This window comes from Paraburkholderia sp. ZP32-5 (genome assembly GCF_021390495.1).
Classification (GTDB): domain Bacteria; phylum Pseudomonadota; class Gammaproteobacteria; order Burkholderiales; family Burkholderiaceae; genus Paraburkholderia.
In genome coordinates, this window is the sequence record NZ_JAJEJP010000001.1 from 2,223,657 (window position 1) to 2,237,000 (window position 13,344).

A 13,344-nucleotide genomic window follows, 5' to 3' on the forward strand; every position below is an offset into this window, starting at 1 on the left:
TTTATCTGAGCAGCACAACCTTAAGAAAACCTGATGGACGATCGATGCACGCGTAACCTGTGCGAATAATTTTTTGCGCGTGCCGTAAGAGAAATTCGAGCGAAGCAGCAAGCTACGCCATCGTCACGCGATTGCGGCCGTTGTGCTTCGAGCTATACAACGCGCGGTCCGCAGTCGCAAAACCATCGCGATGCGCGGGACGCGACAGATCGCTGATGCGCGTCAGCGATGCGCCAACGCTGACCGTCACCACACCGAGGGGCGACGCGCGATGCTCGATCGCGAGATTCATCACGCCCTGCCGCAGCGTTTCGAGCGTGTCTTCGAGCATGCACGGCCGCGCTTCGAGCACCAGCAGCCCGAATTCCTCGCCGCCCATACGACCGACCATGATGCGCTCGCCATCGGCGGCGGCCTGCATCACCGATGCGACCTCACGCAGGCAATGATCGCCAGCCTGATGACCGTAGGTGTCGTTGTACTGCTTGAACCAGTCGACGTCGACGACCACCGAGCCCATCACGTCGCCATCGCGTGCTTCCTTCCAGCGGCGCGCGATGCTCTCCAGCAGGAAGCGGCGGTTATAGAGCTGCGTGAGCGGATCGATCGCGGTGGCGGTGCGCATCTTCAGATCGTTCTCGACCATCGCGCGCAGATGATGGAACACGCCGCGCTGTCCTTCGTCGAGCCGGCCGGGCGACGGGTCCATCGCGCACAACGCGCCGACGATCTCGCCGTTCGGCGCGCGCAGCGCGATCGCCGCGTAAAACCGCACGAACGGATGACGCTTGACCAGCATGCATTCGCCGAAACGGCTGTCGGCATGCGCGTCCTCGATCACGAACAGTTCCGCGTCGCGCACCGCATAGTCGGCGAGCGAGCGTGCGCGCGTCACGAGCGGCATCGCCATGCCGACTTCCGCGCGATAGTGCTGATGCTCCTCGTCGAGCAGCACGATCGCGGTAATCGCCGCGCCGGTCACGCTCTTCAGAATTTCGGCCGCGTGCGTAAAGCACTCGCGCATCACCTGATCGTCGTGCAACAGCCATTCGATAACCGAAGACTCGACCTCGGCCTCGCTGCTGACGGGCGGCTCCGCGGGCATCCGGCTGGCGAGGCGGTCGTTACTGTAAGCGAGTTGCACGGCGGGTTTTCCATAATAGGTTCTGGCCATGTCAACGGCATAGGCGCGTGAAACTTGAGCATAAAGTGGTCCGCTGGCGTCAAAACGCCGCGTGCTATTCCGCAGACGATTGGGGTCTGCCCACTGCGCCAGTGCAGTGAAATGCAGTCGGATGAAGCCCAATAAAAATGGGCCGACTCTTGCGAGCGGGCCCATTCTTGATGCCGTGTTGAGCGAGCGGACTTCACTGAAGCCCGCTCATGCAAACGCTGCGTTACTCGTTGTCGCCCTTCACCTGCGGCAGCGCCGACGTCTCGTTCGACGACAGCAGCCCCACCTGCGAGTAGATGCGCAGCTTGTCGCGCGTATCGGTGATATCGAGGTTGCGCATCGTCAGTTGACCGATGCGGTCGCGCGGCGAGAACGTCGACGCAACCTTCTCCATCGACAGACGCTCCGGCTGATACGTGAGATTCGGCGACTTCGTGCTGACGATCGAGTAGTCGTTGCCGCGACGCAGTTCGACCGTCACTTCGCCGGTGATCGCGCGCGCGACCCAGCGTTGGGCGGTTTCGCGCAGCATGATCGCCTGCGGATCGAACCAGCGGCCCTGGTACAGCAGACGGCCAAGACGGCGGCCATTCTCGCGGTACTGCTCGATCGTGTCTTCGTTGTGGATACCGGTGACGAGACGCTCATACGCGATATGCAGCAGTGCGAGACCCGGTGCTTCATAGATGCCGCGGCTCTTCGCCTCGATGATGCGGTTCTCGATCTGGTCGCTCATACCGAGACCATGACGGCCGCCGATGCGATTCGCCTCCAGCAGCAGTTCGACCTGATTCGCGAAAGTCTTGCCGTTCAGCGCGACCGGTTGGCCTTCCTCGAAACGGATCGTGATTTCTTCCTTCGCGATCTGCACGTCGTCGCGCCAGAACGCGACACCCATGATCGGGTTGACGATGCGGATACCCGATTCGAGGCTTTCGAGATCCTTCGCTTCGTGCGTGGCACCCAGCAGGTTCGAGTCGGTCGAATACGCTTTTTCCGCCGACATCTTGTAGTCGAAGCCCGACTGGCGCATGAATTCGGACATTTCCGCGCGGCCGCCGAGTTCGTCGATAAACAGCTGGTCGAGCCACGGCTTGTAGATCTTCAGATCCGGATTCACGAGCAGACCGTAGCGATAGAAACGCTCGATGTCGTTGCCCTTATACGTGCTGCCGTCGCCCCAGATGTTGACGCCGTCTTCCTTCATCGCCGCGACCAGCATCGTGCCGGTCACCGCGCGGCCGATCGGCGTGGTGTTGAAGTAGGTGACGCCCGCCGTCGAGATATGGAACGCGCCGCACTGCAGCGCCGCGATGCCTTCGGCGACCAGTTGCGCGCGGCAGTCGATCAGGCGCGCGCCTTCGGCGCCATATTGCGTCGCGCGACGCGGGATCGAATCGTAGTCGTCTTCGTCGGGCTGACCGAGGTTGGCCGTGTAGGCGTACGGCACGGCGCCCTTCTGGCGCATCCAGTGCAGCGCGGCGCTGGTGTCGAGGCCACCGGAAAAGGCAATGCCGACCTTCTGGCCAACCGGAACATTTTCAAGAATTGTACTCATAGACAGTAGCGTTAAACTCGACGTACGGGGAGATTTGGAGGGAACAGCAGAGTATCGGGCAAGCCTCGCGATCAGGCAAGTTACGCGGGAGTATACCGTGAACGGCCGTCCGGCCCTGGATTTTGCCCGCTGCCTGGGTCGCTGCATGGGCCGCTACCTGGCCCGCTGTTGCCCGCTTTCCAGCCCCCGTCGCTGACCACAACAAGACGTTTCTCGCATTCAGATGATCAATCTTTTCCAGGCCATGCAGGCCTTCGTCAAGGTTGCCGACGTCGGCAGCTTTGCGCAGGCCGCGGCACAACTCGGCGTGTCGACATCGGTGGTGACGCGCCACGTTTCCAGTCTCGAACAGCATCTCGGCATCCGCCTGTTCCAGCGCACGACGCGCAAGGTCGTGCTGACCGAAGCCGGCGCGCAATACGCGGACGGCTGCCGGGTGCTGCTCGCCGAACTCGCCGAAGTGGAGTCGCGCGCGACCACCGCGTCGCGCGACGTAGCCGGCGATCTGCGGATCGTCGCGCTCGGCAGCTTTTCGCTGTTTCGCCTGACGCCGCTCTTCTCCGCCTATCAGGCGCGTTTCCCGCAGGTGAATCTGCGCGTCACGCTGACCGAAAAGCGCGTCGATCTGCTCGAAGGCGGTTTCGACGTCGGCATCGTGACCGAGCATATGATCCGCTCGGAATCGCTGGTGGTGCGGCGGCTGATCAATTCGCACGCGGTGCCGGTGGCCGCGGCCGCGTATCTCGCGCAGGCCGGGCATCCGCAAAAGCCGGCGGAACTTGCGCGACACCGGCTGATTGCCGCGCCGTTCAACACGGCCGCGCCGACGTGGATCTTCCGCGATGGCAATGGCGACGGCGGCGACGGTAAAGACGAAGGCGAAGACGCGGACCAACGCAACGAAAGCATCGCGGTCGATGCGTCGTTTACCGTCAACAGCATGATCATGCAGAAGCAGGCGGCGCTCGGCGCGATGGGCATCGCGTTGCTGCCGCTCGAGATGGTCGCCGACGAATTGCGCGCGGGCACGCTGGTGCGCGTGCTCGACGGCTATAAGGTGCTCAATGGCGACGTGGCCGTTTCGCTGGTCTATCCGAGCCGCGAGTTCGTGCCGCGCAAGGTGCGCGAATTCATCGATCTGGCGGTTGGCTTTTTCGAGTGAGGTGGCTTGGGTAGCGTGCCATCGCGCGCTGCCCTTACCTTTCCGTTGCTACCGCGGCTTCAAATCGGCGTCAAAGCCGCTTCAAGGCCGCTCGCCGCGCGCGAGCCTTGCATCGATGTCGTACACGACCGGCATCAGATCGGCGACGCTGTCGATCACGTAATGCGCGCCCGCCGCCTTCAGCTTTTCGATCGCATCATGGCGTCGCGTAGCAAACTCATCGGCCGGCAGCGCCTTCACCTCGGCCTCGCTCATCCCGAACGCGTTGCCGCTGACCGCGACACCGACCGTCCATGTGCCGCCGTTGATGCCTTCCTCGATGCCGACCTCGGTATCGTCGACCTTGATCGCCTCTTTTGCGCGCCACACGCCCAGTTGCGGCAGCGTGCGATAGATCATGTATGGCGACGGCCGTCCTTCCGGCGTATCGCCGGTGCACACGATGCTGTCCGGCGAAAAGCCCTGCGCAGCCGCGCCAGGCACGATTTCGTCGATGATCTCGCGGGTATAGCCGGTGGTCGTGCCGATGCGGATAGCGTCGCCACGCAACGCGCTCGCGACCTCCGCGACACCCGGAATCACCGCGCTATAGCTCGCGGCAACCGCGATGTTCTTCGGTACGAATACGTCGTACACCGCGTCGATATCGGCATCGGCCGGCGCGTGGCCGTACTTGTCGGCCCATGCCCGCGCGACGCGCGGCAATGCCATCAGCGCCGCGATATGCGGGCGCTTGGCCATGCCCATCGGCCCACGTGCCTCGTCGATCGTGATCGGTACGCCAAACTGCGCGAAGGTCTCGACGAACGCGCCCATCGGCGCGCGCGAACCGTAATCGACCACCGTGCCGGCCCAATCGAAAATCACTGCCTTGACGTGTTTCATCTGCTTTGGTCCTTGAAATAGATTGCGAGTCGCGAGCGCGAAGGATTGGTCTCAGGCGGCCTGCGCGAGCGCATCGCGCTCGTCTAGCGCGGCCGCCGACGGCGCCGCGTGCGTGACGCCCATCGCGCGCAGCGAATACGCGCAAGCCTCGACCACGCTTCGCATCACATGCGCGTCGACCTGACCGATGCAGCCGATGCGAAAACTGTCCACCACCGTCAGCTTGCCCGGATAGATGACGAAGCCCTGTTGCTTCATCAGTTCGTAGAAGCGCGCGAATTCGAACAATGGATGCGCGGGCGAGAAAAACGTCACGATGACGGGCGAACGCCAATGCGCGCTCAGCAGCGGCTCGAAGCCGAGCGCTTGCATGCCGGCCACCAGCACGTCGCGATTGTTCGCATAACGCGCGAGCCGCGCCGGCTGCCCGCCTTCGAGCCGGTATAGACGCAGCGCTTCGACAAACGCGGCCACCGCATGCGTGGGCGGCGTGAAGCGCCACTGTCCGGTGCGGTTCATCACGTCCCATTGATCGTGGATGTCGAGCGCGAGCGAATGGCTGCGGCCCTTCGTGTCGGCGAGCGCGCTCTTGCGCGCGATCACGAAGCCGAACCCCGGCACGCCCTCGATGCACTTGTTCGCCGACGACACGAACGCCTCGCAGACGATCTGCCGCACGTCGAGCGGCACCGCGCCGAACGCGCTCATCGAATCGATCAGCAGCTTGCGGCCTTTCTTTGCGACGACGGCGGCGATTTCCTCGAGCGGATTCAGAATGCCGGAGCTGGTTTCGCAATGAATCGCGACGACATGCGTGATGCTCGGGTCCGCGTCGAGCATGCGCGCCACTTCGACGCCGCGCGGCGGCAGATAGTCGCCCTTGTCGAGCAGCGTGCAGGCGCGGCCCAGATAGCCGAGCGTCGTCGCCACGCGCTTGCCGTATGCGCCGTTCGCGAGCACCAGCGTGTGGCCATCGCGTGGAATCAGGCTGCCGAGCATCGCTTCGACGCAGTAGCTGCCGCTGCCCTGCAGCGGCACGCAGTCGTAATCGCCCGCGATGTCGCCGGCGATGTGCAGCAGGCTCGCGCGCAATTGCGCGGTCATCGCGCGAAAGTCGCCGTCCCACGAGCCCCAGTCGCGCAGCATCGCCTCTTTGGTCGACAGCGCGGTGGTCAGCGGCCCCGGTGTCAGCAGATAAGGCTCGCCGCCGGCCGGCCGCGCGCGCCGGGTCGTGCCGTGGAGGGTCATGCTCGCCGCCGCGGCGGCTGCCACCGATTTCGCCGCTGAACCGCCGGGCGTGCTTTCCATGACTGGAACTCCGTATTCGCTATGTCGATACGTCACACAGTATCGAAAGGCCAGTCATAGGTAAAATCGATATAATCGATGTCGATATCGTAAAAACTTATCCAACGGCTTTGCAGCGAGGCACATGTGCAATATGCGCAATTGCGGGCGTTTCATGCGGTCGCGGAACACGGCGGCTTTTCGAAAGCGGCGCAGGCACTGTCGCTGACGCAGCCGGCGGTGTCCGATCACGTGCGCCGGCTCGAGCAGGATTACGGCGTCAAGCTGTTCGAGCGCGGGCCGCGCGGCGTCGAGACGACCGAGCTGGGTCTGCGGCTTTTCAGCGTCACCCGGCATATGCTCAGTTGCGAGCGCGACGCGCGTCAGTTGCTCGAATCGGCAGGCGGGCTCGAATCGGGTTCGCTATCGCTCGCCGCCGACGCGCCCGATCTGGCGGTCGCGCTGATCAGTGCGTTTCGTCGCCGGCATCCGGGCATCATCGTCACACTGTCGATCGCGAACGCGGCCGAGTGCATGCAGCGCGTGCTATCGAGCGCGGTCGACGCCGCCATCACCGCCGCGCCGCAGGTGCATAGCCGGCTGGAGTCGCGCGTGCTGCGGCGCGAACCGCTGGCCGCGATGGTGCCGGCGAGCTACCCCGCCGCGAAGAAACGCCGGCTCAGTTACGCGGAACTGGTCAAACAGCCGATGATCTTCCGTGAGCCGCAATCGGTCACGCAGCAACTGCTCGAAATCGAACTGGTGCGCGAATCGCTGCAGGTGGAGCCGGTACTTTACGTCGATGGGCGCGAGGCACTGGAGGAAGCGGTCGCGCAAGGCATGGGGGTCGGCGTGATCGCGCGCGCGGAGTTCAAGGAATCGCGGCGCATCAGGATGGTGCCGTTACAGGATTGCCAGGTGCAGATGATCGAATCGCTGACGCGGCTGGCCGAGCGGCCGGGGTCGAATCTGCTCGATGCGTTTTTTGCGGTGGAGTTGGTGGGGGCGGATGAGGTGGGGGGCGGCGAAGGGGGGCGTGTGTAGAACACGGCGGTCCCCAAGCGCCGATGCGGTTGCGGTTGCGGTTGCGGTTGCGGTTGCGGTTGCGGTTGCGGTTGCGGTTGCGCGGCAATGTTATGAATAAACAGCGAGCGGCGCGGCCTTCGTACTACCGGCCGCGCCGCTCACTTATCACGCCTGGCACGCTATGCGAGCATTGCCAGCCCTGCTGCCAAAAAAGTCACGCTTAACGCGAACCGCCGCTCGCGATCAGGCTTTCGCCGGTCAGCCAGCGCGCGTCGTCCGATGCGAGGAACGTGACCACGTCGGCGATATCTTCAGGCTGACCGACGCGTCCGAGCGGGGTGGTGCTGATCGCCCACGTTTCGAAATCGGAACCCATGATGCCGCCGCCATGCGTACCTTCGGTTTCGACGATGCCCGGATTCACCGAATTTACGCGGATCTTGCGCGGGCCGAGTTCCTTCGCGAGCGAGCCGGTGATCGCGTCGACCGCGCCCTTGGTGGCCGTATAGACCGCCGCGTTCGGCGGCGTGATGCGGCTTACCACCGAGCTCACGTTGACGATGCTCGCGCCTTCGCCGAGATGCTTGACCGCCGCCTGCGTCACCAGCAGGAGACCGAGCACGTTGATATCGAAGTGCTTATGGAAGTGAGCTTCGGTGATCTCTTCGATCGGCGCGAACTCATAGATGCCCGAGTTGTTGACGAGAATATCGAGGCGGCCATACGTTTCGATCGCCGTATCGATGATGTCCTGCGCGTCGGCGGCCTTCGACACGTCGCCACCTACCGCCACTGCCTTGCCGCCCGCCGCGGCGATATCGGCGACCACCTTTTCGGCGCCCGCGCGGCTCGACGCATAGTTCACCACCACCGACGCGCCCTGCGCGGCCAATGCTTTCGCAATCGCCGCGCCGATGCCTTTCGAACCACCCGTTACTACCGCTACTTTGCCTGTGAGCTTGCTCATGATCGTGTCCTTTCAGATTGGTTTGCGCCAGCGCGCCGCCGCGAGAAGTCGCGAGGTTCGCGCCGCTGAAGCTGCAGATGCAGTGGCGCCGTCACTGGAGACAATGTAGACATCGGCATCGTCCGGATAAAGTGGCTCGAAACGAATTGATAGGCCGGTTGCGGCGAACAATCGGAGTGGTTGAATGCGGAGGGCGTGCTTTGTGTCGTGGTTATTTGGTTATGGGATCGCTTACTGTTTTCGGCTTGGGCGTGGGCCTGGGGCGCATCGGCTGGTGATCGTGGCGGTGTGTGGTGCCACATATTGAAATCCGACGATGCGCGAGGCATGCGGAAGGTGTGGGGACGGCGTACGCGCCGGACGTGGTGCTACGCATGATCTACCGGATGCGACGATGTCTGCAAAGCTCGGCGGCTTTAGGACGCATAAGCGGGCGCTGCTCATTGCGTGTACTGCATCGCAAGCATTAATGCCTCGTCAACCCGCGAATGCCTGGTCAACTTGCGAAGCATATCAAAGCCTCACTCTGACTTTGCGCGCCGATGTAATAAACAGGACAAACAGGCGCAGTGAAATAGACGCAGATCACTCACTGCTTGCGCAGCATCATGATCTGCGCGGTCACGCTCGCGAGTACCGCAAGTGCGCCGAGCGTATCCAGAAGAACGTGCCACACGATCTCCCTCCTTCGATATTCGCCGCTGTCACGTCTTGATTAAACGAATGCGCACGCGGTTTATTCAATGTAGAGGCAGAGGCGACAGACGAAGAGCCCTCGCTGAAAATCGCGGCGCTGATGCTCCGCGAGACGCGCGTGCCGAGCTGCATGGCGGCGAGCGTGGGCAACATCGCTGCGAGCGAATCGCCCGGTTCAACGACAGCGAACGCATGCATGTTCGCGGGATGCGATGATCAGCGGGATGGATATCGTGAGAGACGGATCGAGCAGCTGAAACATGCCCTCGTTTGTCAAAGCGAGCCCTTTATAGACAGGGTACTGCGGGCACGACGAACACGCTGGTGACAGACCGTGAATACATCGATCAGCGCACCGATCAGCGGCGACAAGCCGCGCTTGCGCTTCCGGAAAAGTAACGCGCAGCCTCTAGCCGGCCGCCGCTTACAGCACTTCAGCACCGCACCCCTTCACCTCTCCACCACGAACCGCTCAAACCTCAGGCATCGCCGCCTCAGCCATCAGCGCCGCGCGCACCGACGGCCGCGCGCTAACGCGCGCAACGAAACGCTCCAGCGAAGGCCAGCGCTGGATGTCGATATCGAACCTCGGCAACCACGACGACACGGTGTACAGATACGCATCGGCGACACTAAACGATCCCATCAGATAGTCTTGCCGCGACAGCGCGGCATCGACGGAATCGAGGCGCATATAGAGCTTTTCCTTGAAAAACGTCCTCACCTCGCCGGGCATGTCCGGGCTGAATAACGGCGCACAGCCCGCATGAATTTCCGACGTGATGAAGTTCAGGCTCTCCTGCAAACGCACTCGCTGCCAGCTGCCGTTGGCCGGCGCGAGCATGGTGTCGGGCTTCAGATCGGCCAGGTACTGCAGGATCGCGGGCCCCTCCGTCAGGACCTCGCCGTCACTCAACGCCAATGCGGCGACGTAGCCTTTCGGATTGACCTCGAGAAAACTGCGCCCCTCCGAAGTCTGCTTGGTCCGGTTGTTGACGCGCACCAGGTCGAACGGTACGCCCAGCTCGCGCAGAATAATGTGCGGCGCGAACGAGCATGCGTTGGGCGCGAAATAGAGTTTCAAGTGCTGCTCCCTGTTGAGCGATAGTCGACCATAGTCGGACGTAGTTGGCGATAACAACGGCGAACACAGCGTAGCCGGCCGGCCTTGCAGCCGCGTTCGTCGCGATGAACAGCCAATGCTATGGCCCCGCAGAGGCGCGCGTAAAGTCCGGATTCGACCAAGCCCTCATTAGCCACGCTTATGACGTGGCTTCGCTCACACGGCTAACGGTGCCAACCGCGCCGCGGGAACCGCGTGGGCCTGGCAGCATGCTCTTGCGAATGTGCTCGAAAAACGCTTGCACCACGGGTGCACCGCGAGCCGCTTCCGCACTGATCAGACCAAATTCCCGATAGATCGGCCGGTCGAGTCTGAAGATCCGCAGCCCTTGCTGATTGCCGGGCAACATCGATTCCGGCACGACCGACAGGCCCACCCCGTCGCGAATCAACTCGAAGGCCGTCGGCCAGTCGCGCACGGAAATGCGCACGTCGGACAACGCGAAACCCTCACTTTCGACGAGCCGTTGGCCGTTCAGATGACACCCGCCTGTCGCGACGACGAAGGGCTGATCGATCAGCATCTCAAGCGCGATTGCGACGCTGCTCGAACGGCGCGCCAACGGATGCGCGGTCGGCACCACCGCGACCCACGCATCGCGGCCGAGCACGAACGCATCGCTCCCGGCCGCCGGATTCATCACGACACCGACGTCGATCGTGCCGGCCGCGAGCCACGTCTCGATTTCTTCGTCGGTACCGTCGAGCGCGATGATTTCGACACCGGGATGCTGCTCCCTGAACGATTGCAGAAGACCCGGCAACAGCTTCGTGAACACCGACGGAAAAGTCGCGAGCTTGATGCGACCCGTATGCATCCCCCGCGACGCGTCGGCCAGAGCCTTGATCGAATCCCATTCGGCCAGCATGCGGCGCGCCCGTTCGATCACCGGTTCGCCGATCGCCGTCACCGTGGTCTTGCGCCGGTCGCGCACGAGTATCCTGATGCCGAGCATGTCCTCCAACTGGCTGATCGCCTGGCTCGCGCCCGACTGCGTGATACCGCATCGCGCCGCAGCGCTGGAAACCGAGCCCGTATCGGCGATCGCCACCAACAGCCGCCAATGCATCAGATTCGTCATGTTCGATGGTCCTGCCTGTAGGTGAAGCCTGATAGTTGAAGCTGATGGTCGACACTCAAGGCCGACGCCCGAGGTTCAAACACGAGGCGCCGTGAACCTCGCCGATCGCCGCACGCACAAATCACTGCGATTGCAACAATCGCAACGAAGATCAATGCCGGAAAAAATTGCGGAATAGAATATGCGCGATCGATTTTAAGTATCTTCCGATAACGACGCACGTCCAGACGGCAACATGCCGGGCTCCGGATAAACCTCTGTCCACAGGGTATGCATGGAATTCCGCCAACTTCGCTACTTCATCGCGGTCGCCGAGGAAATGAACATCACGCGGGCGGCCAACCGTCTGCATATGACACAGCCGCCGCTGTCGCGACAGATCCAGCAGATCGAGGAAAGCGTCGGTTTGCCGCTGTTCGAGCGCGGCTCGCGGCCATTGCGGCTCACCGAAGCCGGCCGCATTTTCTATACGCAGGCGAAGCGTCTGATCGATGAAGCCGACGAACTCGCGCCGCTCACGCGCCGGCTCGCGCAACTGGCCGAGCGCATCGTGATCGGCTTCGTGCCGTCGACGCTGTATGGCGCGCTGCCCGCCGTCATCCGGTCATTTCGCGAGGCCGCGCCGCATATCGAGCTGTCGCTGATCGAAATGTTCACGATCGAGCAACTGGCCGCGCTCAAGGGCGGCCGTATCGACGTGGGCTTCGGCCGTCTGCGTTTCGATGACGCGCAACTCGCGCGCGAAGTGCTCGTCGAGGAACCGATGATCGCCGCGTTGCCGCAGGACCATCCGCTCGCGCGGCAAAAGAAGCCCTTGACGCTCGCTGCGCTCGCCGAGCAAACGCTGATCGTCTATCCGAGCACACCGCGGCCGAGTTACGCGGACCAACAGCTTTCGGCGATGCACGATCAGGCGCTGGAACCGAAGGCCGTGCATGAAGTGAGGGAATTGCAGACCGCGCTGGGACTGGTCGCGGCGCAAGTTGGCGTGTGCCTGGTGCCGGAGAGCGTGGAAGGTCTGCGCGCGCATGGTGTCGTGTACCGGCGGATTCCTTCGGCCAGTGCTGCGTCGCCGATCATCATGAGCCGCCGCTTACAGGACGAATCGCCGGCCACCATGCTGATGTGTTCGCTCGCGCGACAGTTGTTCAAACGGACCTGAGCGCCGGAGGAAAAAGCCAGCACGCTCGCGCATACCGGCTCAACAAACCGACGCCGTTCAGTCCGAGCCAAACTTCGGCGAATGCGGTCCGTACAGCAAGCCATTCGGCGGCCCCGCCGACAGCAACCGCGAACTCGTCAATCCAGCGACATCGTGCGCTTCGTCCGTCAGCGAATGCGCGACCTGCTTGACCGCCGCTTGCACGAGCATCACGATCAGCCCGCCGTTGATGCCGGCATTCGCGCCGACTTCGTTGCCGTTGGCCGTCGCGACTTTCTGCCACAGCACGTCGCCCGTTCTCAGATCGACGAGTTTCGCCGACGCGGTGACCACGGTGGTCGCATCCACCAGCCGGTAGATCGACCCATACGCCGAGATCTTCGAAAACAGCACGGCGTCCGCGCCGAAGATCTCGCGTAGCTTCGCGGGCGCGACCTGCTCGATATCGACGGGCGCGGTCAGACCGTTCTGCTTGAACGTCTCCTCCATCACCGCGACCGGAATCACGTAATAGCCGGATTCGGCGAGCGGCAGTGTCATCTGCGACAGCATGCTGGTCGACGCGCTGACATCGGTCGTGTCGTTCACCGGCGGCAACACGAGAATGGAATGCGGCTGGGCTTTTTTGAAGGCGGTGTAGTCCGTCGCGTGCGGTTGTTGGGTCGCACATGCGGCCAGCAGGCCGAGGACCGACAGCGCCGATACGAGCTTCACGGAAATCAGTTTCAGCATGGCGTTCTCTTAGGGTTGTTTGGGCTTTTTCAGCAGGAAGTCCATATACGTCGACGATTCGGGAAACAGTTGCTCTTCGGCGGCAAACTCCTGCTTCGCCTGCTGATCGTGACCGACGCTCGCGTACAGCATGCCCAGATGCGCATGAAAGCCGGGCGGCGGCGTATTGCCCTTCGCGCGGATCGTCTGCAGCGCTTGTTCGAGCGCGTCGATTTGCTGCTCGGGGCTCGACTTTCCCTTGAAGTACTCGTAGACCTGCGGCTGATAGCCGTCCCATTGGTAGAGCGGCGCGGGTCCAGACGCCGCGCATCCGGCCAGCATCGCTGCCGCGGCAACGAGCGGCAGCCATGCGCTTTTCATGATGAAGGTGGTTCTCATTGGGGAAACGAATCAATAGTTGTTGGGGATGGCGCGGCGACGCGCGGCATGACAGGCGCGCGAGGCCGCGTTGCACGGTTGAGCGCTTTAGGCGCGGCTAACGTGAGGTCCAT

General features: G+C 62.9%; 12 protein-coding genes. 3 read left to right on the plus strand and 9 right to left on the minus strand.

Features of this window, described 5'->3' with window-relative positions:
- Positions 1-112: 112 nt before the first annotated feature.
- Both L0U82_RS09415 and argG read right to left on the minus strand, forming a co-directional pair.
- The gene (locus L0U82_RS09415) at positions 113-1,174 is read right to left on the minus strand and encodes a GGDEF domain-containing protein (RefSeq protein ID WP_233830263.1); all 1,062 of its coding nucleotides are present in this window, start codon (positions 1,172-1,174) and stop codon (positions 113-115) included.
- A 223-nt stretch (positions 1,175-1,397) separates the two neighbouring features.
- Positions 1,398-2,732 (minus strand): argininosuccinate synthase, encoded by a 1,335-nt coding sequence (gene argG / locus L0U82_RS09420; protein WP_233830265.1) that lies wholly within the window; start codon positions 2,730-2,732, stop codon positions 1,398-1,400.
- A gap of 223 nt (positions 2,733-2,955) precedes the next feature.
- On the opposite strand from argG, the gene L0U82_RS09425 reads away from it, so the two are divergent.
- Positions 2,956-3,894: a LysR family transcriptional regulator gene (locus L0U82_RS09425; RefSeq protein WP_233830267.1), complete on the plus strand. Its 939-nt coding sequence runs from the start codon at positions 2,956-2,958 to the stop codon at positions 3,892-3,894.
- A gap of 81 nt (positions 3,895-3,975) precedes the next feature.
- Here L0U82_RS09425 and phnX read toward each other — a convergent pair whose 3' ends face one another.
- Positions 3,976-4,779, minus strand: coding sequence for a phosphonoacetaldehyde hydrolase (phnX, locus tag L0U82_RS09430; protein ID WP_233830270.1), 804 nt, complete (start codon positions 4,777-4,779; stop codon positions 3,976-3,978).
- Positions 4,780-4,830: 51 nt separating this feature from the next.
- On the minus strand, positions 4,831-6,087 hold the full coding sequence (locus L0U82_RS09435; protein ID WP_233830272.1) for a 2-aminoethylphosphonate--pyruvate transaminase: 1,257 nt from the start codon (positions 6,085-6,087) through the stop codon (positions 4,831-4,833).
- 126 nt (positions 6,088-6,213) lie between these two features.
- Between L0U82_RS09435 and L0U82_RS09440 the strand changes: the two genes are divergently transcribed.
- Positions 6,214-7,110 (plus strand): LysR substrate-binding domain-containing protein, encoded by an 897-nt coding sequence (locus tag L0U82_RS09440; protein WP_233830275.1) that lies wholly within the window; start codon positions 6,214-6,216, stop codon positions 7,108-7,110.
- 202 nt (positions 7,111-7,312) lie between these two features.
- On the opposite strand, the gene L0U82_RS09445 is transcribed toward L0U82_RS09440, so the two are convergent.
- The 3 genes from L0U82_RS09445 to L0U82_RS09455 form a co-directional block, all read right to left on the minus strand.
- Positions 7,313-8,059, minus strand: coding sequence for a glucose 1-dehydrogenase (locus L0U82_RS09445; protein ID WP_233830277.1), 747 nt, complete (start codon positions 8,057-8,059; stop codon positions 7,313-7,315).
- A gap of 1,168 nt (positions 8,060-9,227) precedes the next feature.
- The gene (gstA, locus tag L0U82_RS09450) at positions 9,228-9,839 is read right to left on the minus strand and encodes a glutathione transferase GstA (RefSeq protein ID WP_233830279.1); all 612 of its coding nucleotides are present in this window, start codon (positions 9,837-9,839) and stop codon (positions 9,228-9,230) included.
- Positions 9,840-10,017: 178 nt separating this feature from the next.
- Complete coding sequence (locus L0U82_RS09455) at positions 10,018-10,959, minus strand: LysR family transcriptional regulator (protein WP_233830281.1); 942 nt, start codon at positions 10,957-10,959, stop codon at positions 10,018-10,020.
- 274 nt (positions 10,960-11,233) lie between these two features.
- Between L0U82_RS09455 and L0U82_RS09460 the strand changes: the two genes are divergently transcribed.
- Positions 11,234-12,121, plus strand: a complete 888-nt coding sequence (locus tag L0U82_RS09460; RefSeq protein ID WP_233830284.1) for a LysR family transcriptional regulator — start codon at positions 11,234-11,236, stop codon at positions 12,119-12,121.
- Positions 12,122-12,178: 57 nt separating this feature from the next.
- Here L0U82_RS09460 and L0U82_RS09465 read toward each other — a convergent pair whose 3' ends face one another.
- Both L0U82_RS09465 and L0U82_RS09470 read right to left on the minus strand, forming a co-directional pair.
- Positions 12,179-12,853 carry a DUF799 domain-containing protein gene (locus L0U82_RS09465; RefSeq protein ID WP_233830286.1) on the minus strand — a complete coding sequence of 225 codons (675 nt, stop codon included), beginning with the start codon at positions 12,851-12,853 and terminating at the stop codon, positions 12,179-12,181.
- 9 nt (positions 12,854-12,862) lie between these two features.
- Entirely contained in the window at positions 12,863-13,213 is a 351-nt protein-coding gene (locus L0U82_RS09470) for a DUF4810 domain-containing protein (RefSeq protein ID WP_442793633.1), read from the minus strand.
- Positions 13,214-13,344: the final 131 nt, after the last annotated feature.

Excerpts from the sequence above, each read along its gene's own strand:
- argG (WP_233830265.1), bottom strand. The coding sequence starts at position 2,732 with ATGAGTACAATTCTTGAAAATGTTCCGGTTGGCCAGAAGGTCGGCATT.
- L0U82_RS09460 (WP_233830284.1), top strand. The coding sequence starts at position 11,234 with ATGGAATTCCGCCAACTTCGCTACTTCATCGCGGTCGCCGAGGAAATG.
- L0U82_RS09425 (WP_233830267.1), top strand. The coding sequence starts at position 2,956 with ATGATCAATCTTTTCCAGGCCATGCAGGCCTTCGTCAAGGTTGCCGAC.
- phnX (WP_233830270.1), bottom strand. The coding sequence starts at position 4,779 with ATGAAACACGTCAAGGCAGTGATTTTCGATTGGGCCGGCACGGTGGTC.
- L0U82_RS09470 (WP_442793633.1), bottom strand. The coding sequence starts at position 13,213 with ATGAAAAGCGCATGGCTGCCGCTCGTTGCCGCGGCAGCGATGCTGGCC.
- L0U82_RS09455 (WP_233830281.1), bottom strand. The coding sequence starts at position 10,959 with ATGACGAATCTGATGCATTGGCGGCTGTTGGTGGCGATCGCCGATACG.
- L0U82_RS09435 (WP_233830272.1), bottom strand. The coding sequence starts at position 6,087 with ATGGAAAGCACGCCCGGCGGTTCAGCGGCGAAATCGGTGGCAGCCGCC.
- L0U82_RS09415 (WP_233830263.1), bottom strand. The coding sequence starts at position 1,174 with ATGGCCAGAACCTATTATGGAAAACCCGCCGTGCAACTCGCTTACAGT.
- L0U82_RS09445 (WP_233830277.1), bottom strand. The coding sequence starts at position 8,059 with ATGAGCAAGCTCACAGGCAAAGTAGCGGTAGTAACGGGTGGTTCGAAA.
- L0U82_RS09465 (WP_233830286.1), bottom strand. The coding sequence starts at position 12,853 with ATGCTGAAACTGATTTCCGTGAAGCTCGTATCGGCGCTGTCGGTCCTC.